A 20,332-nucleotide genomic window follows, 5' to 3' on the forward strand; every position below is an offset into this window, starting at 1 on the left:
TTTAGATAAAGCTAAAGCCTAAGGGAATCTCTTATAGTTTGACTATATTTAACGCTTATTTAAGAAGATGGCAGCACTTAAGCTAGTATTGGATGATGCGTTTGATTATGATTTCAGTTTAATCGCGCTACACTGCTCTTTAGAGAGCTATCGTCTGGCTTTTATGATTAATAAATATGCTCATTTGAGATTAAAACGGGCCAAGGATATTGACTTTTATAACGACCAGCATAAGTTTAGCTTTGCTTCGTATAAATTTGAAGATCAAAAAAAATATCAAACCTATACGTTGTTAAGTAATAAATATAAAATGAGATACAAACAAGTACAGCTGGGTAGTGACTTGTTTGCAGAGGCAGATTCAGAACACTTCAAGACGCTCAACTTAGTTCCTGAAGTAAAGAATGCCGATTTTCTTTTAAAGATTGAAAGTGATAACGGAATATCTCCCAAGCTAGCACTGTTACCACACCTAAACCTAATACCACAAATAATTACCGCTTACGAAGTAGATGTAAGCACCATAAAGTCTAAACAAAATTTAATTTTTGAATAATGTCAAACACTAAGAAAACTAAAATTGTTGCTACACTTGGACCTGCGACCAGTAAGAAGGAAGTCCTTCACAATATGATCAAAGCAGGCGTAGATGTATTTCGAATCAATTTTTCGCACGCAGATTATGACGCAGTTAAAGAGCGTATAGATATGATACGCAGCCTCAGCGAAGAGTTTGGATACAACACCGCAATTTTAGCAGATTTACAAGGTCCTAAACTGCGAGTAGGGATTATGAAGGATGAGGTTGTAGTTAATCCGGGAGATAAGATTGTTTTTTCTACAAAAGAGGAATTTGAAGGCACCAAGGAGCGTGTTTATATGAACTACGAGCATTTTCCTCGCGACGTTAATAAAGGAGAGCGCATTCTTCTTGATGATGGTAAATTGATTTTTGAGGTTTTAAAAACCGATAATGAGAACGAAGTTGAAACTGTTGTAATTCAAGGAGGACCGTTAAAGTCTAGAAAAGGTGTAAACCTTCCTAATACCAATATTTCGCTTCCTGCACTTACTGAAAAAGATATCGAAGATGCAATTTTTGCAATCAAGCAAAATGTAGACTGGATCGCACTTTCATTTGTTCGTCACGAAGGTGATTTGATTCAACTTCAGGATTTAATCAAAGAGCATTCAGCGCATAAAATTCCGATCATTTCTAAGATCGAAAAGCCTGAAGCTGTACAAAATATCGATAAGATCGTTGCCTATAGTGATGGGTTAATGGTTGCCCGTGGAGACCTTGGAGTAGAAGTTCCTGCAGAAGAGGTTCCACTTATTCAAAAGCAATTGGTTCTTTCTGCAAAAAAAGCACGCATCCCTGTAATCATTGCAACTCAAATGATGGAAACGATGATCGATAGCTTAACGCCAACACGTGCAGAGGTGAATGACGTGGCAAACTCTGTAATGGACGGTGCAGATGCGGTTATGCTTAGTGGCGAGACTTCAGTAGGTAAATATCCTGTGCAGGTGATTGAGCGTATGGCCTCTATCTTGGCTAAGGTAGAAGATTCTCCATTGATCAAAGTGCCTCAAACACCACCTCACATTCGTACAAAGCGCTATATCACAAAGTCTATTTGTTATCACGCGGCGCTTATGGCAAATGATATCGATGCAAAAGCGATCACCACACTTACAAATAGTGGTTATACAGCATTTCAAATTTCAGCTTGGAGACCTAATGCGCATATCTTAGTCTTTACTTCAAACCGAAATATCTTAAGTCAGCTTAATTTACTTTGGGGTGTTAAAGCATTCTATTACGACAAGTTTGTTTCTACAGATGAAACCGTGCGTGACGTAAATCGTATCGCTCGTGATAGCGGATACCTAAATATTGGTGATATGGTAATTAGCCTTGCGGCGATGCCAATCAGCGAGAAAGGAATGGTAAACACATTAAGAGTACGCGAGATACAAGGAAATTAATACGTCCTGATCTCTAATAAGTTTAAAAGCTCTTTCCCTAACGGAAGGAGCTTTTTTTATTGGCATTCCTAAAAGGAATAATATCCGAAAATAATTTATGCTAAAATTCAAACTTGAGCTGTACTACGATTTCCTTTTTTTCAGAAGGTTTCTCGCGTTTATCTTCAGTGTTTAGATTGGCTAAAGTAATCCCTAGCAGCCGCACACTGTTTTCCATCTTTTCTTGGTACAAAAGCTCTTTTGCAGTCTCATAGATCACTTCTTTAGATCTGATGTAATAGGGTAGTGTTTTGCTTCGTGTTTTGAGCGTAAAGTCGCTGTATTTGATTTTAAGTGTTACTGTTTTTCCGGCAACATTAGATTTTTTGAGGCGGCGTTCTATTTCTTCAGCGATATTTTCCAGACGTTCGAGCATAAAGATTTCCGAAGAAATATTTTCACTAAAGGTGCGCTCGGCGCCTAATGATTTTCTGATGCGATGCGGTTTGACTTCACTGAGGTGAATTCCGCGCACCACGTTGTAATAATGATTACCGCTTTTACCGAATTTCTCCTGCAAAAATTCGAGACTTTTACTTTTAAGATCATTTCCGGTAAAAATACCCAGTTGATACATTTTCTCTGCAGTCACCTTACCTACACCGTAAAACTTTCTAATGTCTAAAGCTTCTAAAAACGGAAGTACTTCCTCTGGATTGACGGTTTTTTGTCCGTTGGGTTTGTTGACATCACTGGCAACTTTAGCAATAAACTTGTTTATAGAAATTCCAGCTGAAGCATTGAGCCCTGTTTTTTCTTTGATTTTAGCACGTATCTCTTTTGCGATCAGCGTGGCGCTGGGATTTCCTTTTTTATTTTCGGTAACATCCAGATAAGCTTCATCAAGGGAGAGCGGTTCTACAAGATCTGTATATTCGTGAAACACCTCACGTATTTGCGCACTGATCTCACGGTAGCGATCAAAACGTGTTTTTACAAAAATAAGGTCAGGACAAAGTTTACGTGCGAGTGCTCCCGCCATCGCACTTCGCACACCAAATTTACGCGCCTCGTAGCTTGCAGCACTTACAACACCACGTTCAGACCCGCCGCCTACGGCAACAGGTTTCCCGCGCAACTCAGGATTGTCGAGTTGCTCTACAGAAGCGTAAAACGCGTCCATATCTACGTGAATGATCTTTCTATTTACAGGTGGAGCTTCCATCAATTCTGCAAATTTAACTACAAATCTTCAGCCAAACTGCTCGGGCATTTGATACTTATAGAAATAAAGAATCATATCGTAACTTGTATATTCATTTATACTTATAAACTTTGAAAAAGACAGCGATAATTCTAGGTATTACCGGCGTGACGGGAAGCTTACTTGCAAAACATTTGTTTGATGATGAGCGTTTTGAAAAAGTAATAAGCTTTCATAGACGTCCATCGGGCTTACAGCATCCTAAACTTGAGGAGCATGTTATAGATATGTTTGAATTAGAAAAACATCAAGAAGCATTTAAGGCTGATGTTGTTTTTTGCTGTGTGGGCACCACTCAATCTAAAACCAGCGATAGGGAGACCTATAAAAAGATTGACTACGGAATTCCACTTGCAGCCGCAAAGCTTTGTGTGACCAACGATATCAAACGCTTAATTGTTATTTCGGCATTGGGAGCAGATCCTGAGAGTCGTGTGTTTTACAACAAAGTCAAAGGCGAGATGGAACGCGATGTTTTAGCCAAAAAACCAAAGAATACGTACTTTTTAGAACCTGCATTACTTGCCGCAGACCGGGAGGAAAAGAGAGTCGCAGAGAAGATAGGGATTGCTGCTTTCAAGGTCCTAAATCCTTTTTTGATTGGTCCGTTAAAAAAGTTTAGAAGCATTAAACCGAAAGCCTTGGTGAAAACGATATTATATTTGACTTTTAAAACTTATGAGGAAGCACGTGTTCCTTCAGATGAAATTCAAAAACTAGCCGATGCTTGAGATCGAACGTAAATTTTTAGTGAAAAGTGATGCTTTTAAGGCGGAAGCATTTCGTGAAAACGAGATAAAACAAGGCTATCTCAACAGTAATCCTGAGCGTGCCGTGCGTGTGCGTATAAAAGATGACGTGGGCTTTTTAACCATAAAAGGAAAGTCTGATGAAAGTGGAACAACACGTTTTGAGTGGGAAAAGCAAATAAGCCGTGAAGAGGCCGAAGCCTTGCTCAAACTCAGTGAACCCGGAATGATTTCAAAAATAAGGTATGAGGTTAAGGCAGGAGCTCATATTTATGAGGTAGACCAATTTTTTGAGGATAATGAAGGTTTGATTCTTGCTGAAATAGAGCTTCAATCGGCCACCGAAGATTTTGAGAAACCAAACTGGCTGGGCGAAGAAGTAACAGGAGATCATCGTTATTACAACTCACAACTCAGTAAAAATCCGTTTAAATTATGGAAGTAAAATCACTACTTAAAATAGGTCTGTTGAGCATACTCTTATGGGCTTGTAAAGAGGAAAGAACCGAAGAAGAACTTCCGGTTTTACGAGAAGAAAACAGCAAAACAGTTTCTGAATTACAAGCCGAACTTGAAGAAGCAGGGTATTTGACCATGAATTATGTAGATGAAAAGACCAAGGACACTGTGATTATGCAGCAGTACTTTATTGCTTTTTTAAAGCGTGGTCCTAATCGAGATCAACCTAAGGAAGTTGCAGATAGTCTTCAAAAACTACACCTGGAACACCTAGGCCGAATGTACGATCTGGGATACGCCGATATTTCTGGTCCATTTGGTGATGACGGTGATATACGAGGGATTACAATTTACAATACGCCTACGCAGCACATGGCGGATAGCTTGGCAAACCTTGATCCTATGGTTAAAGCAGGAAGGCTATCGATCGAGATTCACCCTTGGTGGGCGGCAAAGGGTTTTCCCTTACGGTAGGAAACTATTTGTGTGATACCAATAAAAAATCCGAAGTACTATACTTCGGATTTTTTCAATTTAGGAATGAAAGGTGCGATGCTATTACTGCCAGCCTCCACCTAAAGCTTCATAAAGATCAACTACAGATTGCAGTTGAGTTAATCTGGTGTTAATGAGGTCTAGGCTTGAGTTTAATGCGTTCTCTCGAGCTGTTAGTACTTCTAAATAGTTGGCGAGACCGTTATCTAAAAGCTCTTCAGAATATTCGGTTGCTGTGTTGTACGACTCAAATTCTTTGCGTTTAACATCAAGTTTTTCGGTAGCCGCTTCATAGGTGTATAACGCGTCAGAAACCTCTCTAGAAGCCGTTAACAAGGCTTGTTTAAATTGTAAGCGCGCTTGCTCTTGCTGTGCCTGTGCAACTTCGTATTGCGTTTTGATAGACCTTCTATTAAAAATAGGTTGTGTAAGTCCGCCAATAAGGGTTGCAAAAAGGGAATTGGTGTCAAACAATTCGTCTATTTGCAGCGCTTGTAAACCTCCCGAAGCACTTAGCGTAAGCGACGGGTAGAAATTACTTCTGGCTACATTTGTCAATTCAAAAGCATTGATCAAAGCAAATTCTGAAGCTCTCACGTCAGGTCTGTTTACGAGCAGCTGAGCAGGAACACCTGTTTTTAAAGAAGTTTCGATTTCCTGATTGCGTAAACCGTCACGTTCTATTGTACCCGGTTGCTGTCCCAGTAAAATCGAAAAGCTGTTTTCTAACAAGCGTATCTCGTTGATCAAATCGATGCGCAATGCTTGTGCAGTGTATAATTGCGCTTCGGTTTGTTTTACACCAACTTCTGTTACATTTCCCGCTTCTTTTAAAGCTTTGGTAGTTTCTAAACTACTGCTGCGCGTCTCGATGGTTTCTTCGGTTACTCTCAGCTGTTCGTCTAAAGCTAAAAGCTGGTAGTACGAAGAAGCGATCATCGCTACAAGCTGTGTTTTAACCGCTTTGTGCGCTTCAACAGTTTGTAAATATTGTGCGCCAAAGGCACGCTTATTACTTCTTATTTTCCCCCAGATATCGGCTTCCCAAGATAAGCTTGCGCTCAGTTCATATTGATCAAGAGAAGAGAATAAGCCTCCAAACTGACTGTTTGAAGAAAGCTCTTGATGTGTCATTTGTGCAGTTGCATCAAGAGTAGGAAAATACCCAGCTTTACCTTGTTTGAAATTGGCTTCAGCAGCTAGGATCTGTTGAAGGGCTACGCGAATGTCAATATTGTTTTCAAGACCGGTTTCAATGTGTCCTTGTAAAATGGGATCAGAAAATAATTCTCTCCAAGATACCACAGCCATATTGATACTGTCTTGTTCAATAGCATCGGTGCGATAATAGGTTTCGTCAATAAGTTCTTGAGGTCGCTCATATTCCTTAGCTGCGAAGCACGAGGCCAGCAACAAAGGAACAGCGCCTAATATGAATATTCTATATATGAGTTGCTTTTTCATCTTAATGCGTTTCTTCGGTTTGAGTTGGAGTTCCTGAAATTTTCTCTTGTAGATACTGGAACATAATGTAAAGTATAGGTATTGCAAACACACCTAAAATTGTTCCGATGAGCAAGCCTCCTACAGCTCCCGTACCAATAGAGCGGTTACCCGCAGCACCTACACCAGTTGCTAGTACAAGTGGCATAAGCCCAAGAATAAAAGCAAAAGAGGTCATCAAAATAGGTCGTAAACGTGCTTTTGCTCCGTCTATGGCAGCATCTACGATAGATTCTCCGTTTTTACGGCGTTGAATAGCAAATTCTACGATCAGAATGGCGTTTTTGGCCAGAAGCCCCACCAGCATTATGAGTGCGATCTGGAAGTAAATATTGTTCTCAAGCCCCATAATCTTAGTAGTAAAAAAGGCTCCAAAAATACCTAACGGAAGCGATAAGATCACTGCTAAAGGAAGCAGGTAACTCTCATATTGTGCCGAAAGTAAGAAGTAAACAAAAACCACACACAATAGGAAAATAACCACCGTCTGGCTTCCGGCATTTACTTCTTCACGGGTTAGTCCTGAATACGCAATGTCATAATTGTTTGCCAGTTTTGCTGCTTCGGCCTCCACAATAGAAATACCATCACCCGAACTATAACCAGGGTTCATAGAAACATTAACTTTTGTAGAATTGAACAAGTTGAAACGCGTTACTGCCTGCGGACCGTAAACACGCTCAAAACTTACATATTCACTCAACGGAGTCATATTACCATCGCTGGTGCGTATAAACATCGAGTTGATATCGTCGGTATCTGCGCGGTAATCAGGATATGCCTGAATATACACTCGGTATTGCTTACCAAACCTTGAGAAGTCGGCAGCATAAATACCACCTATATATCCCTGAAGCGAAGAGAAAATGTCATCAATAGCAACCCCGGTTTGTTTTGCCAAAGGCACATTAATATCCAGTTGATATTGAGGATACCTGGTATTGAATGAAGATTGAGCATATTGAACTTCTGGGTGTGCCATAATGTTACCCATAAATTCTTGATTGGCTTGATCTAAATCTGTAATTGAACCACTAGCACGGTCGAGTAGGTTTACTTCAACACCAGAAGAAATACTAAATCCGGGTATACTTGGCGGTGCAAAGAAAATGATATTAGCATCAGGAAATCCTGCAGCTATGCCAAACAGCTTTGCGGTAATCGCATCAACCGAAAGAGAATCTGCTTCACGTTCTGAGAAGTCTTTCAATTTGATAAACCCAAGGGCATTGTTGCTACCTTGACCACTAATTAAACCTCTACCTGCTACCGTGTTTGCAGCTTCAACACCCGGAAGATCTTTGATTTGCTCGTAAAGCGCTGTTATGGCCTCATTGGTACGGTCAAGTGAAGAACCCGGCGCAAGAGATAAATCAATAAATAAAACCCCACGATCTTCATTAGGGACAAATCCCGTACGTGTAGTCGTTGCAGACCAATAAATACCTACACCGGCTAAGATGAGCATAGCAAAAGTAATCCACTTTCTCTTGTATAAGAAGGTCAATGATTTACCGTAATGCTCTATGGTTGCATTAAATCCTTTATTGAATTTATCATAAAAGCGTTGTAAGAAGCTTTTCTTTTCTTTAGTTTCTTTCTCGTCGTGGGCTTTTAAGAACAGTGCACATAAAGCCGGACTTAAAGTAAGCGCGTTCACCGCTGAAATTACGATGGAGACAATAAGAGTAATACCAAATTGCTCATAAAATACTCCCGTAGGTCCCGTAATAAAGGTTACCGGAATAAATACTGCGGCCATTACTAAGGTGATCGAGATGATCGCACCAGAGATCTCGTGCATCGCGGTTATTGTAGCGCTTTTTGCACTTTTTGCACCTTCGTCAATTTTCGCGTGTACCGCTTCAACAACTACAATGGCATCATCAACCACAATACCAATTGCCAGTACAAGTGCAAAAAGGGTAAGTAAGTTTATAGAATACCCAAATAAATTGAGGAAGAAGAACGTACCCACAATAGAAACCGGTACTGCGATGGCAGGGATCAATGTAGATCTAAAGTCTTGAAGGAAAATAAATACTACGATAAAAACCAGGATAAAGGCTTCGATAAGGGTGTGCACCACTTTTTCTATTGAAGCTTCAAGAAACTCATTGGTATTGTAAGGGATAAAAATCTCTACACCTTCCGGAAGTCCGGCTTCGATCGTTTCAAGTTCTTCCATTACCGTTTCAATGATCTCCTGCGCGTTTGAACCTTTGGTTTGATAAACGGCAAAAGTCACACTAGGATATCCTTTGGTTTGTGAACTCGCTGCATACGATTGTGCGTCAAGCTGAATATCTGCAATATCTTTCAGTCTTAAAAATTGTCCGTTTTCAAGAGCTTTGATGATGATATCTTCATACTGTCCTTCCTCTTTATATCTACCGGGATATTTGATGGTATATGAAAAAGTTTCACCATTATTCTGTCCTAAAGTACCTGCAGCCGCTTCTAAACTTTGTTCATTGAGAGCAGCAGCAACATCACTTGGTACAAGATTGTATGCCTTGAGACGATCTGGCTTTAACCAGATACGCATCGCATAATCTTGTTGAGAGAATACGTTAACATCTCCCACACCGTTAATACGTTTAAAAGCAGGAACAACATTGATGTTTAGATAGTTGTTTAAGAAGGTAGCATCGTACTCCGGATTTTTAGAGTACATAGACAAGAACATTAATGATCCTGTTTGACGCTTTTGAGTAACAACACCCGCTTGGGTAACCTCCTGCGGAAGTAATGGATTTGCAAGAGCAACTCTGTTTTGTACGTTAACCGCATCAATATCAGGGTCTGTATCCTGATCAAAGTATACTGTGATCTCGGCAGTACCATTATTGGTTGCGGTAGAAGTAATATAACTCATTCCTTCTACCCCGTTAATCTGTTCTTCGATTGGTATGATTACACTCTCCAGAATCGTTTCGGCACTGGCACCGGTATAATTTGCAGTTACCTGTACGGTAGGCGGTGCTATATCAGGATATTGCTCTACCGGTAAGGTGGTAAGTCCTAGCACTCCCAAAATCACTATGATGATAGAGATTACGGTAGAAAGTACTGGTCTTTCTATAAAAGTCTTTAACATGATTTCGGTTTCTGTTTATTGAAATATTTGTTTAGCAGGTTTTGCTATGCTGTCAAAAGGAACCTCATTGGGTTGGATCGTAGTCCCGGGGCGCACTTTATTAGCACCTTTAGCAATGATTTTATCGCCGGGTTCAACACCAGACGCTACAACATAAAGGTTGCCTATAGTAGCACGAGGAATGATCTCAGTAGTCTGCGCTTTATTGTTGCTGTCAACTTTATAGGCTATTATTTTTCCTTGTTGCTCAAAAGTTGAATTAAGAGGGACTACAGGAACTTCGCTATATACATTAGGTATTTTTAAAGTACCACTGTTACCGTTAGTAATAAGTTGATTAGGATTATCAAAAATTGCTCTAAAGCTTACTGTACCTGTTGTACGATCTACTTGAGCAGTTACGGTTTCAATTTTTCCTTTGTGTTCATATTCTTTTCCATTAGCAAGAATAAGAACAACTTCCGGGAAGTTTTCGATTTTTTCCTGAAGCGATGAACCTTCAGTTTTTTGAATAAAATTGAGGTATTCAGATTCATTCATAGAGAAGAATGCATACACTTGTTCGATATCTGCAACGGTAGTCAAAGGTGTGGTGTCTGAAGGACCAACGAGGGCTCCTTCACGATAAGGAATTGCACCTACATAACCGTCTACCGGACTTTTCACAGTCGCATAACTGATGTTTGCCGCGATACTTTCATAACTACTTTTGGCTTGCTCCAATTGTGCTTTTGCGGTTTCTAACTGTACACTACTAATGATGTTTTTTTCTACGAGCGGCTTAAGTTTGTCAACCTCTACCTGAGCAGCATTCACATTAGCACGAGCAGCATTTGCATCTTGTGTTAAGGATTGTGTTTCTAGCTTAAAAAGCGGCTGTCCTTTACGTACTTTAGCTCCTTCATCTACGAGCACATCAGAGATATAGCCTTGTATTTTTGCACGCACACCACTATTTACAATACCTTCTATACTTGCGGGATACGAGCTGTAGCCTGTAAGGGTTTGTTGAGGTATGCTTATCACAGGTAATTGCTGTACTTGTTGTGCTTGCCCTTGAGCCTCACCAGATGACTTGTCGTCTCCACAGGAGGTAAAAACAAGAACTCCCAGTAGGGCGGGAACGAGATAGTTAAATATTCTTTTTTTCATGGTTGAGGGTTTATTTATTGTTTGTGTTTTTCTAAGAGTCTTTCGCGTATGCGCTTTATAGAGTCACTAGCCTGTTCTAAGTAGTTGAGATAATCCAAGTGAAACTCAAGATCAAAATGCTGGTCTGCATTTTCAGGCTCGATGTGATTTATTTTTTCTTTATAGTTCATAATGGCGATGTGCAGATGCTTTTCTTTTTCCCACGTATCAAGCATTTCACCCATACTGAGGATCATGCTTTTAGGGTTCATTATGAAATACTTCTTGCGATCGCCGCAAACTGTATAATATGTGATCTTTTTAAGATGCTGTAAATTGGTCAGGTGTGTCGAAACAGTGCTTTTACTTGCTTGAAGATTATTAACCAGTTCGTCAAATGTGCATCCATTTTTACCGGTTAATATTAAGGTAGATAGAATTCTGGCTGCCAAAGGAGGAATATTATCCTTCTTCTCAATATGCACACCCAGGCGTTCAATTAATATATGTTTCTCTTCATTTAGTGCTTCCAACTCCATATCTAGATCATTTGAAGCGACAAAATTACGGTTGGTTCGGAAAATACCGAACTAAACAGAATTTAAAGTTTTGTTAAATGAAAAGTTAAATCTAGGCAGGCCCTATTTCTAACGTTTGCGCCTGCGTGTTGCCTTGGGCGTCTGTTGCAGAAATCCTGTATTTACCGGGCTTGAGGGCTAGAGATAGTTCGTGGAAAGTAGTTGTAAGCCCGATGTAAGTACCATCTAAATACCAATAAACCGTCGTGTCTGCATCGCGATGTGCAAGTTTGAAAACCACCTCTTGTTCCCCGTCAAAATCTTCAGGAATTAAAATTTGTTCTCCTTTTTTGGGATAGATAAATTCCATCAATTGGGTGTCCTCACTATAACAACCCGATGCAAATGGAGGCATTGATTTGTATTCAGGATGCTGCGGCGCATAATAATATTCCCAAACCGTTGGAAGCGTAAACCAAGAGGTCGAGACCATATCGGCTAAAGGATAACAATTGGCATTTACACGCAAATTGCGCTCTTTATTTAGAAATATGGGTTTGTGATATGTACAAGCAGATGTGCGTATTCCTTTTTTAGGAATCCATGCTGTGTGTGTTTTGGGACAATGTAAACCGGCTAAAGTTCCGCTTTGCGAACAAATACTTGCTTCGGTAAGTTCATCATACGGCATTTCAAACCAAGAGGATTGCGGCAATAGGTTAAGTACATTAAACAGTATGGGTGCTGCAGCTTCAATACCTGTAATTCCGGGCCGGCCCTCACCATCTGCATTACCAACCCAGACGCCAATGGCATACGAACCCGTTACACCTACCGCCCAAGCATCTTTAAAACCATAACTGGTGCCGGTTTTCCAAGCAATGGGTTGTGCATCGGTAAAGAATTCCCAGTTTTCTGAACCTTGAGGTCGGTTAACTTCTTGTAAAGCCAGCATCGTTTCATAGATCGCTCCGGCATCAAAAACTTCGGGATGCTGTACGGGAGTTCCTAAATTGTAAGTGTTTTTTTCTGTATAGATGGGTTGCTTAAAGGCTTGCTGCGGATATTCGCTAGACGTACGATTAAAAAAATTGAGTGTCGCTGCCATACCTGCGTAGGCATTGGTTAACTCCCAAAGGTTGCTTTCTGCTCCACCCAGAATTAAGGATAAGCCATAATAATCTGCCGATTTGTTGATGGCCTTAAACTGAAGCTGATGCAGGTTGTTATAAAATTTTTGAAGTCCGTATTGCTGCAATAAGTGCACAGCGGGTACATTGAGTGAGCGAGCCAGAGCTTCTGAAGCCGGTACTGCGCCTTGAAAACTTCGATCAAAATTTTGTGGTGCATATCCACTAATGCTCGTAGGTACATCAGGAACTAAGCTATGCGGTAATAAGTCTCCATTACCCATAAGCGCGGCATACAAGAAGGGTTTAAGCGTGCTGCCGGTGCTGCGATTACTTTGAATGATGTCAACATAATTGGCATGTTCTGCAGTGGTAGGCGCGTTACCTACATAACCCAAAACCTTTCTGGAATTTACATCAAGAACCAAAATTGCAAGGTTATGAATCTGGTTTTGCTTCAGCTGAAAATGAGCCTCTTCAGCAATTTGATTCATTCGTTTTTGCAGGTTATAATCAATAGTGCTGGTAATTGATTTTCCTGTTTGTTCGCGTGCTAAACGTTCAGTGAAATGCGGTGTCACGTCAGGCAAGTCTAAGGGTTTACCGGGAAGATCTTCAGCGATAGCAAGTTCATAGGTTGTTTGATCAATAGACTTCTCCTCTTTTAGCTTCTTAAGTAGGCGATTTCTTTTCGCTTTAAAAATAGCTTCATTTTTCCCGGGAAAAACTAAAGATGGAGCATTGGGTAATACCGCCAAGGCTGCAGCTTGCCCCCAGCTGAGTTCTTGCGCAGGGATTCCGAAATACCGCCAGCTTGCACTTTCTAAACCAACTACATTTCCGCCAAAGGGCGCGTGCGAGGCATAAAGTTTTAGAATCTCATCTTTACTATAACCGGCTTCTAGTCTGGTGGCAAGAAAGGTTTCAATAAGTTTTTCAAGATAGGTTCGATTGGGATTGTCTCTTGAAAGACGTATCACTTGTTGGGTCAATGTGCTGCCGCCACGACGGCTTTCTTTGGTAAGATTTGACCATAACGCCTTGCTCATCGCCACCGGATTAAAACCCGGATGCTTATAAAAATAGGCGTCCTCAAAAGCTATGATGCAGGTTTTAAACCGTTCTGGTACTTCGTCTACCTCTGGGAAACGCCACTGGCCGTCACTGGCAATACGGGCGCCCAGCAATGCACCAGTGCTACCGCTGACCACAGTGGCTGTGGGTTTGTTGAATAAGGTCCTAGGTAAACTGAAGCACCAGACCAAAACGACAAGAAGCAAAACACCTAGAACAATCTTATGGCGTTTGAGCCTTTTTAATAGTGATAGCCTAAGCGTTTTGTTCAGCATTGATCTATTGTTCTACGGTGATCCACTGGCCTTTTGTACGCGCAAAATAGGTATGATCATACATAGCTTCAACTTGGGTACCCGGCAAATAATAGGTGCCTAAGAAGGAGGTGTTGAGGTCTACTTCAAAAGTGCGGGTTGTTTTCGGTTTCAGATCAAAGTAAAAATTAACACGGTCATCTCTAATATCTTTATAGCGCGCTGTACCCGAAGCACCACCATTTAAACTGGTGTAGCTCGTATTTACGATTTCCCATCCGCTGGGGAAAATTTGAGATAAAGCTACATTGTCAATCTGATTTTGAGAATTGTTAGTAACCGTGATTTTTGCCTTGATCGCCGTAGCCTTACGCAAGTTATTAACCGCTATGTTCTTGCCATTACCGTCTAGAAATTGTGTGTTTAGGATCAGGTTATTTTGACTAGCCAATTCTTCACCTAGCGGAAGTTTACCTTGCTGAATAAGGCTAACATACACCCGATTATCCTGAGTATTTTTCAAGGTTAGCACCTTTTGCTCTTCTGAAACATTAAGCGTTTTACGCAAGAAGCCATTTTCGGTAGTTAGTGCTGTTCCATCGAGCTGTACTGTGATGGCTTTTCCGCCATTGGCGATGAGCATTTTAGACAAGCTTAATAAGGCATAGGCGGTAGTTTGTGTACTGTGCCATTGTGACGAACCAAGATCTTTAGCAATACTGTTTGCTAATTCAAGTTGCCGCTTGTCATCAAGCAAAATCATCGTTTCTAGTGCCATCGCTTTGTTTCTCAAAACCGAACCATAGGTGTATTGCAATTCGCGTTTGGTGCTGAAATTAAGAGAAGCTTCACTTACCAATTGTTGTGCTACCTGCTTTTTACCCGCAAGAGCATAAGCTGCTGCTAAACGCCATCTGGAGTCGTTGTTCAGGTCACCGGATTCTCGTAGGCGGTTCATCGCGGCCAATTCGGGCTGACCGGCTAAGGCCAATGTGTAAAGGCGATAGGCCTGTGTTAAACTGCTGTTGTACGAGGTCGCCCCGTTGCGCCATTGTTTTGCTGCATTTTTTTGAAACGTCAGCCAGTTTGATAAAAATGTAATTGGAGGAGCATAACCTTGTTTTTGAGCTTCCAGAATAAAATGTCCTGCATAGTTGGTTGCCCAAGCATCAGATTCACGTTCACCGGGCCAGTAGCTCACGCTGCCAGAGGGATTTTGTAAAATACCTAAGCGGTCTATAGTAGCTTTAATATTGCTTATAGTTTCCTGTTTTTGCGCACTTTCCAAATTGAAAATAGCGCTTAAATATAGCTGAGGAAAGCCGCTTGATGTAGTTTGCTCAGCGCATCCGTAGGGATAATGAATTAAATACTGAAGACGTTTTGTAAAATCGATTTGCGGTAAGGTAGAAAGTTCTACCGTTGCACTATTTGTTCCCAAAACTCCAAAACCGGTATAATCTATCTGGAGTTCGGCATTGGGTTCTAAAGTGTAGTATGTTGCTTTCTGCGAAATAGGGTTCGGATTTTCAACATCAATTTCTACAGCATACGATGCTTTTTCTCCGGCTCCGCTGGCGGTGATTTCAAATTGCTGAGGTGTTTCTGCCGGAAGCACTTCAAATTCAAAATTCACAATTTGTTCACCGGGCTCGTTGAATGTGATCGTTTTTGATTTTGAACCAACAGCCTTAAGCGAATTGCTGCTTTCTATGGTAACCGTGGTTTGTTTTACCTTGTCTTCCATAGCAAAAACGGTCACCGGTAGCGTGAGCTTTTCTCCCGGAGCCAAGCGTCTCGGGATAGAGGCCAATACCATTAAAGGTTTACGCACGGGCGTTGTTTCTTGTGTGCTTCCGTAAGCGCCGGTGGCATTGTCACCCGCGATGAGCATAGTGCGCACCGATCCCACATAGTTAGGCATATGCAGTTTGTGCGTTGCTGTTGCTCCAGCGTTCAAATGAAACGGACCCAGATAGGTTACAACTGGTTTAAATCTATTTGCTTTTCGGTTTTTCGCTCCGGCGGCCATATCGCCACCTCCTATCGCATAAATATTGTCTACGCTACCCGAATAGGCGCCGATAACATAATCATAGATGTCAAAAGTTTTTACACCCAAAGCCTGGCGTTTGTAGAATGCCTTGTGAATATCAGGCGTGTTGAATCTTGTTAGATCAAGCAAACCTTCATCTACCACAGCGAGGGTGTAGGTCATTTCTTTTTGAGAAGCTTCACTTACGCGCACTGTGTAATCTGTTTCCGGTTTGAGTACTTCCGGCATTTTTAACTGCGGTTCAAGTAGGGTTTGAGGATCCTCAACCATAAGAGGTATTACACCATACAGGCGTATAGGGCGATTGTTTACTGTTTGCGCATGAGGCTGTAGCAGACTAATGTGCACATACACATTGGGAGCCATTGCCTGAGTAACAGGAATGCGCACGGTAGTTTCTTCATTAGTGGTTTTTACCCATTGTTTAGAAATCACTTCGGTTCCGCTTTCTATGCTGATTAATGCATTTCCGGCTGCTGCAGAAGGAAACTTGATTACTGCTTCTTCGCCTACCGTATAGTCTTCTTTATCTGAATTGAAAACAAGCATTTTTGCACTTTCAGCATTTGCTGTAGGTGCGTTGCTCCAATTGCGATAAAAATAGGTAATGAGGCCAGAGGCATGACCCGATTCTTTATCGATCACACGCAGCAAATAGCGGCCGCCCTCTTTTTCTGGAACATTGATTTTTGCAGTTGCTTTTCCGTTGTTGTTTGTAGTTACCTTAAAAGATTGCAAAGGTTTGTAAACCGAAGCATTCTCATAGCGCGAGAGGTTGTCGTAACCTCTGCTATACCACCAGCGCCATTCCATTTTAAACAGTTGTACCTCCAGTTTGCGATTAGGTGCGGGTTTTCCGTTTTCGGTGAGACTTACCAAATCAAAATTCACATCTTCATCGGTAAAATACGCATCGTATTTATGAGGTTCAGGAGCCTTAATTCCTGTAAAGTGCGCGTATGGAGCGATGGTTTTTGAAAACACATCTACCGAGAAATCTCCGCCGCCTTCAAAGACTTTGGTTAAAAAAGTAGCCTTTAGCATTCCCGGAGCTTTGTTGCTCAAATCAAGTTTCTGGTTGAAACTCAGTTTTCCTGAATTGTCTAAACTTTTATCTTTTAAAATCGGGAGTTCAACTTCAGAGAATTTGCGCACGGGATCTGTGAAGTCGTAGTTTTCATAATCTTTAAAGGCAGCAGCCGTACTGTTGAGTGTTGCGGTTACTTCTGCTTTAAGATTGCGGGCCGGTGTACCGTGTAACCACTGTGCGGTAAGGCTTCCGGATATGGGTTTTTGAGTAGATAGGGTTTCTGCATCAAAATCTAGATTTAATTTGAGGCGATTGGGTTTTACGGTAGCGACGCGCAAGGTTTTTGAAAACTGAACACCACCTACGGTGATGGTTGCATTCCAGTTTCCTGTAGGGTCTGTACTTGCAGTTGGAATCGGAAAATAGTAAAAACCGTGACTGCTTCCGCCAGAAACGTTCTTATTTGTAAGTGTTGAACTCAATAGCGTACGTTGCACGAGTTTTCCGCGGGCATCGGTTACCTCTAGTTTTACAGGATGTTCCTTAGGTAAAGGGTTTGCCTGGTCATTAAGAACAAAACTCAAATGAATGCTGTCGCCGGGACGATGCACGCCACGTTCGGTATAAATAAATCCGCGTAATCCTTTTTGTAACTGGGCTCCGCGAATATCAAAGTTACTTAGGGATAAGGCGTTCCCATCATCGAGTTTTGCATACGCAAAATTATTGCGCTGCTGCGCTACAACAAAGGCAGCTGTTTGATCACTTTTATAGGATGCGAGACCGTCGATGTCTGTTTTTAGGTCTTTGATGAGTTGCTGCTGATAGTTGTAAATTTTAATATCCACGCCAATCTCAGGCTCAGCTGTGAGCAAGTTGGTGGTGATAAAATCATAGGCGCCATTAGCCCCTTCTTTTACGATAAGCCCCAAGTCTGAACCTATAATATTAGTTTGTGCAAAACGCTCTTCGTTATAGTAGGCGGGATGGCACGGATTGTCTTCTTCCTCCCAGTTGTACACGCGCGTTCTCCACGAGTACAATTCGTTATCCCAATAGCGCTCTTCGCGTTCATCTTCTTCGACCCCGGTTCCGGTGTTATAATAATCTTCATAAGACTCTTCAAGGTAAATATCTTCTTTGCTTTGAGTAATTCCTTCTTCAGCATCAGGGCAAGGGAACAGACTATAGTCTTGATTAAAGCTCAGCTCAACGCGGTACATTGCTCCGGGATCGGCCTTAAATAATTCTGAAAGATCTACGGCATAAGCTTTCCATAAACCGGTTTGACCAATGCTGTTATTGATCAACGGAATGGTTTTTTTTGCGATGCGTCTGCCCACGCGTTTCAAATCATAGGTAGAAGTACTGTTGAGGTCAGAATCCTGAAGGTATTGCAGCATGTTGTCTTCAAAAATCTTGATGACACGCACATCAACAGCTGAAAGATTAACCGCTTCAAAGTAAATCGGCGTTTTCATCGAAGCAGGAAGAATGTTGCCTTTAGAGATCAAACGCACTTGAGGTTTTAACTGCTGAAAGGATATTTTTTGAGAATAGGTTGTGGGTAAAGCTTCGCCAAAGGCATTCTTTATTCCTTTATTGAGTGTGAGTGTCAGCTCGCCGGTTAAGGGCTGTCTGGGATAGATATTTAAAACATTGCCCTGAACCTCATAACGCAAATTAGATAGACTATCAAGCTGAACAAGTCCGTCAAAATTTTGTTCCATTTGAAGCGGGTCAGAAAAGTTGACGCTTACGGCCGTTTCCGGACTCAAAGTAGACACTACATCTACGAGTGTAAAATTGGCTTGACCCGGGATGTTGAGTGTGCTTTGACCTTGGGTAGCACTGGTAATACTCTCGCCATTCCAGGCGATACGTATTTGCGAATTCTCCTTTTTACGATGAATGCTGTCTATGGTAAAATTGAAAAAAGTGCCCTTGGTTTCTTCTGTGGGCCAATCAATATGAAGCGCCTTTCCTTCCTGAGAAGCGCTTACGAGTTGTTTTGCTTTTTCTGCAGCCACCCAATCTGAAGTTTCAATAGAGCCTGTTAAGTACTGCCACTCTTTACTATAAGATTGAAGGTTGCCTAAGTTTATCTTGAAGTTGGGTGTGATGGTTTTAAATCCGAAGGTGTAATTTTTAAACTCCGGGTCAATGTCTTCAAAAAAGCGGCTCAATTTTAAGGTTACAGTGTATTCGGTATCGGGGCGCAGGGCTTCTTCCGGCTTAAAAAGAAGCTGAGTTCCGTTTTCAATAAAAAAAGAACCTTCTGTTTTTGGATTAATGATCAGGTATTCTGAAGGTATTTCCTGAGTGGCTTCAAACTGAGAAGTGGGCTTGGCGAGGACTACGCGTATAGGATCTTCAATCGAAGCATTACCAAAGGTGTTGAAAGAAATATATTCTTTGAACTTAAAAATATTATCGGTTTTTGGATGCTTTTTGGTACAAGAGGAAAAAGCTAAAAAAGCAACAAGGTAGAGGAGGTAATATTCTTTTTTCATGAAACCTATTTTATTGAGAAACGCCACAATTACAAGCTAAATTGTAAAATACTTCTTTTCTTAATTTTTGACTAATGCTTTTCTTCTTTTTTGCTCATTTTTTGAGCTAAAATGCTTGTTATGAAACTCGTATAAAATACTTGTATAAAAATTATATCAATCAACACGATTTGATGTTAAAGTATAATTTATTGCATTTCATCGACGAACAAGTGCGTTTTTTAATCGATGAAATACACAAATGGCGAGTTTTGTATTTGTTTACGTACATTCAAAAAGTCGATAAAGTGCATTTTGAAACGCTATAAAGTGTTAAATTTTATGATAAAAATGTTAAATACAGCCATAATATCGACGAAATACACAAATTGACAGTTTAAGTGTTGTAGGAATAAAATATCCTGCTTATGTTTGTCTCAACATAACTCATAACCCCCAAATCATGAGAACTTTTACAACCAACTTGTTGGCAATAACTTTTGCCATATTCTTAACCAGCTGTTCACAAGATGAAGAGCTTTTAACCTCTAATGAAGAGACAACTCTTGAAGTTTCTGCAGACCTCGTTATCGAAGATGCTTTTGCTCAAGAAATTCTTGTCGAAGTAAATAAGCATCGCGAGAGCATTGGGCTTTCTCAATTAGCTTATAACAACGATTCTAAAGTGAAGGCCATAGAACATTCAAAATATATGGCTACCAAAAATCAAATTAGCCACGATAACTTTTTCCAGCGATCAGATTATTTGAAAGCTAAAGGTGCTGCACGCGTAAGTGAAAATGTCGCTTACGGGTACCGCAGCCCAGAAGAAGTTGTATCTGCTTGGTTAAAAAGCGAAAGCCACAAAGAAGCTATTGAAGGTGATTTTACTCATAGCGGACTTTCAGTAGTGAAGAATGAAAAGGGAATCGCTTTTTTTACGCAGATCTTTATCAAAAAATAAAAATGTTTTAGGCTTGTAAGACAGCCTGAAGATTAAAACCCCCAAATCTAAAATCCCCCAACCGACCCAACAGGTCACAAGATCAATTACAACATTCAAGACATTTACAAAATTTACAACTTTAAGTTGGTTTTGTTATGTT

General features: G+C 40.9%; 13 protein-coding genes. 6 read left to right on the forward strand and 7 right to left on the reverse strand.

Going from position 1 to position 20,332, the window contains the following annotated elements; genetic code table 11:
- The first annotated feature begins 67 nt into the window (after positions 1 to 67).
- The gene (locus MED217_RS00100; RefSeq protein ID WP_009778416.1) at positions 68 to 556 is read left to right on the forward strand and encodes an IPExxxVDY family protein; all 489 of its coding nucleotides are present in this window, start codon (positions 68 to 70) and stop codon (positions 554 to 556) included.
- Entirely contained in the window at positions 556 to 1,992 is a 1,437-nt protein-coding gene (pyk, locus tag MED217_RS00105; RefSeq protein WP_009778417.1) for a pyruvate kinase, read from the forward strand. The genes MED217_RS00100 and pyk overlap by 1 nt, the downstream gene beginning before the upstream one ends.
- A 100-nt stretch (positions 1,993 to 2,092) precedes the next feature.
- Here pyk and dinB read toward each other — a convergent pair whose 3' ends face one another.
- Positions 2,093 to 3,196, reverse strand: coding sequence for a DNA polymerase IV (gene dinB, locus MED217_RS00110; protein WP_009778418.1), 1,104 nt, complete (start codon positions 3,194 to 3,196; stop codon positions 2,093 to 2,095).
- Between the two features lie 110 nt (positions 3,197 to 3,306).
- Here dinB and MED217_RS00115 point away from each other — a divergent pair, with 110 nt between their 5' ends.
- Genes MED217_RS00115 through MED217_RS00125 form a run of 3 tightly spaced genes read left to right on the forward strand, consistent with a single transcriptional unit; the run spans position 3,307 to position 4,917 of the window.
- Entirely contained in the window at positions 3,307 to 3,966 is a 660-nt protein-coding gene (locus MED217_RS00115; protein ID WP_009778419.1) for an NAD(P)H-binding protein, read from the forward strand.
- Positions 3,959 to 4,429 carry a CYTH domain-containing protein gene (locus tag MED217_RS00120; protein ID WP_009778420.1) on the forward strand — a complete coding sequence of 157 codons (471 nt, stop codon included), beginning with the start codon at positions 3,959 to 3,961 and terminating at the stop codon, positions 4,427 to 4,429. The genes MED217_RS00115 and MED217_RS00120 overlap by 8 nt, the downstream gene beginning before the upstream one ends.
- Positions 4,420 to 4,917, forward strand: coding sequence for a YciI family protein (locus MED217_RS00125; protein ID WP_009778421.1), 498 nt, complete (start codon positions 4,420 to 4,422; stop codon positions 4,915 to 4,917). The genes MED217_RS00120 and MED217_RS00125 overlap by 10 nt, the downstream gene beginning before the upstream one ends.
- 84 nt (positions 4,918 to 5,001) lie before the next feature.
- Here MED217_RS00125 and MED217_RS00130 read toward each other — a convergent pair whose 3' ends face one another.
- The 6 genes from MED217_RS00130 to MED217_RS00155 all read right to left on the reverse strand — a co-directional run bounded on the left by MED217_RS00130 (position 5,002) and on the right by MED217_RS00155 (position 19,247).
- On the reverse strand, positions 5,002 to 6,402 hold the full coding sequence (locus tag MED217_RS00130) for an efflux transporter outer membrane subunit (protein ID WP_009778422.1): 1,401 nt from the start codon (positions 6,400 to 6,402) through the stop codon (positions 5,002 to 5,004).
- 1 nt (position 6,403) lies between these two features.
- On the reverse strand, positions 6,404 to 9,541 hold the full coding sequence (locus tag MED217_RS00135; protein ID WP_009778423.1) for an efflux RND transporter permease subunit: 3,138 nt from the start codon (positions 9,539 to 9,541) through the stop codon (positions 6,404 to 6,406).
- Positions 9,542 to 9,556: 15 nt separating this feature from the next.
- Positions 9,557 to 10,693, reverse strand: coding sequence for an efflux RND transporter periplasmic adaptor subunit (locus tag MED217_RS00140; protein ID WP_009778424.1), 1,137 nt, complete (start codon positions 10,691 to 10,693; stop codon positions 9,557 to 9,559).
- A gap of 14 nt (positions 10,694 to 10,707) precedes the next feature.
- Entirely contained in the window at positions 10,708 to 11,211 is a 504-nt protein-coding gene (locus MED217_RS00145; RefSeq protein ID WP_009778425.1) for a GbsR/MarR family transcriptional regulator, read from the reverse strand.
- A gap of 91 nt (positions 11,212 to 11,302) precedes the next feature.
- Entirely contained in the window at positions 11,303 to 13,669 is a 2,367-nt protein-coding gene (pbpC, locus tag MED217_RS00150; protein ID WP_040532437.1) for a penicillin-binding protein 1C, read from the reverse strand.
- A gap of 4 nt (positions 13,670 to 13,673) precedes the next feature.
- On the reverse strand, positions 13,674 to 19,247 hold the full coding sequence (locus tag MED217_RS00155) for an alpha-2-macroglobulin family protein (RefSeq protein ID WP_009778427.1): 5,574 nt from the start codon (positions 19,245 to 19,247) through the stop codon (positions 13,674 to 13,676).
- 442 nt (positions 19,248 to 19,689) lie between these two features.
- On the opposite strand from MED217_RS00155, the gene MED217_RS00160 reads away from it, so the two are divergent.
- Positions 19,690 to 20,190 (forward strand): CAP domain-containing protein, encoded by a 501-nt coding sequence (locus tag MED217_RS00160; RefSeq protein WP_009778428.1) that lies wholly within the window; start codon positions 19,690 to 19,692, stop codon positions 20,188 to 20,190.
- The last annotated feature ends 142 nt before the right edge of the window (positions 20,191 to 20,332 follow it).

Source organism: Leeuwenhoekiella blandensis MED217 (assembly GCF_000152985.1).
GTDB lineage: Bacteria > Bacteroidota > Bacteroidia > Flavobacteriales > Flavobacteriaceae > Leeuwenhoekiella > Leeuwenhoekiella blandensis.

Bases quoted from the DNA above. Each gene is read 5' to 3' on its own strand.
- MED217_RS00135 (WP_009778423.1), bottom strand. From the start codon at position 9,541: ATGTTAAAGACTTTTATAGAAAGACCAGTACTTTCTACCGTAATCTCT.
- pbpC (WP_040532437.1), bottom strand. From the start codon at position 13,669: ATGCTGAACAAAACGCTTAGGCTATCACTATTAAAAAGGCTCAAACGC.
- MED217_RS00100 (WP_009778416.1), top strand. From the start codon at position 68: ATGGCAGCACTTAAGCTAGTATTGGATGATGCGTTTGATTATGATTTC.
- MED217_RS00145 (WP_009778425.1), bottom strand. From the start codon at position 11,211: ATGGAGTTGGAAGCACTAAATGAAGAGAAACATATATTAATTGAACGC.
- MED217_RS00140 (WP_009778424.1), bottom strand. From the start codon at position 10,693: ATGAAAAAAAGAATATTTAACTATCTCGTTCCCGCCCTACTGGGAGTT.
- MED217_RS00155 (WP_009778427.1), bottom strand. From the start codon at position 19,247: ATGAAAAAAGAATATTACCTCCTCTACCTTGTTGCTTTTTTAGCTTTT.
- MED217_RS00120 (WP_009778420.1), top strand. From the start codon at position 3,959: ATGCTTGAGATCGAACGTAAATTTTTAGTGAAAAGTGATGCTTTTAAG.
- MED217_RS00125 (WP_009778421.1), top strand. From the start codon at position 4,420: ATGGAAGTAAAATCACTACTTAAAATAGGTCTGTTGAGCATACTCTTA.
- pyk (WP_009778417.1), top strand. From the start codon at position 556: ATGTCAAACACTAAGAAAACTAAAATTGTTGCTACACTTGGACCTGCG.
- MED217_RS00130 (WP_009778422.1), bottom strand. From the start codon at position 6,402: ATGAAAAAGCAACTCATATATAGAATATTCATATTAGGCGCTGTTCCT.
- dinB (WP_009778418.1), bottom strand. From the start codon at position 3,196: ATGGAAGCTCCACCTGTAAATAGAAAGATCATTCACGTAGATATGGAC.
- MED217_RS00160 (WP_009778428.1), top strand. From the start codon at position 19,690: ATGAGAACTTTTACAACCAACTTGTTGGCAATAACTTTTGCCATATTC.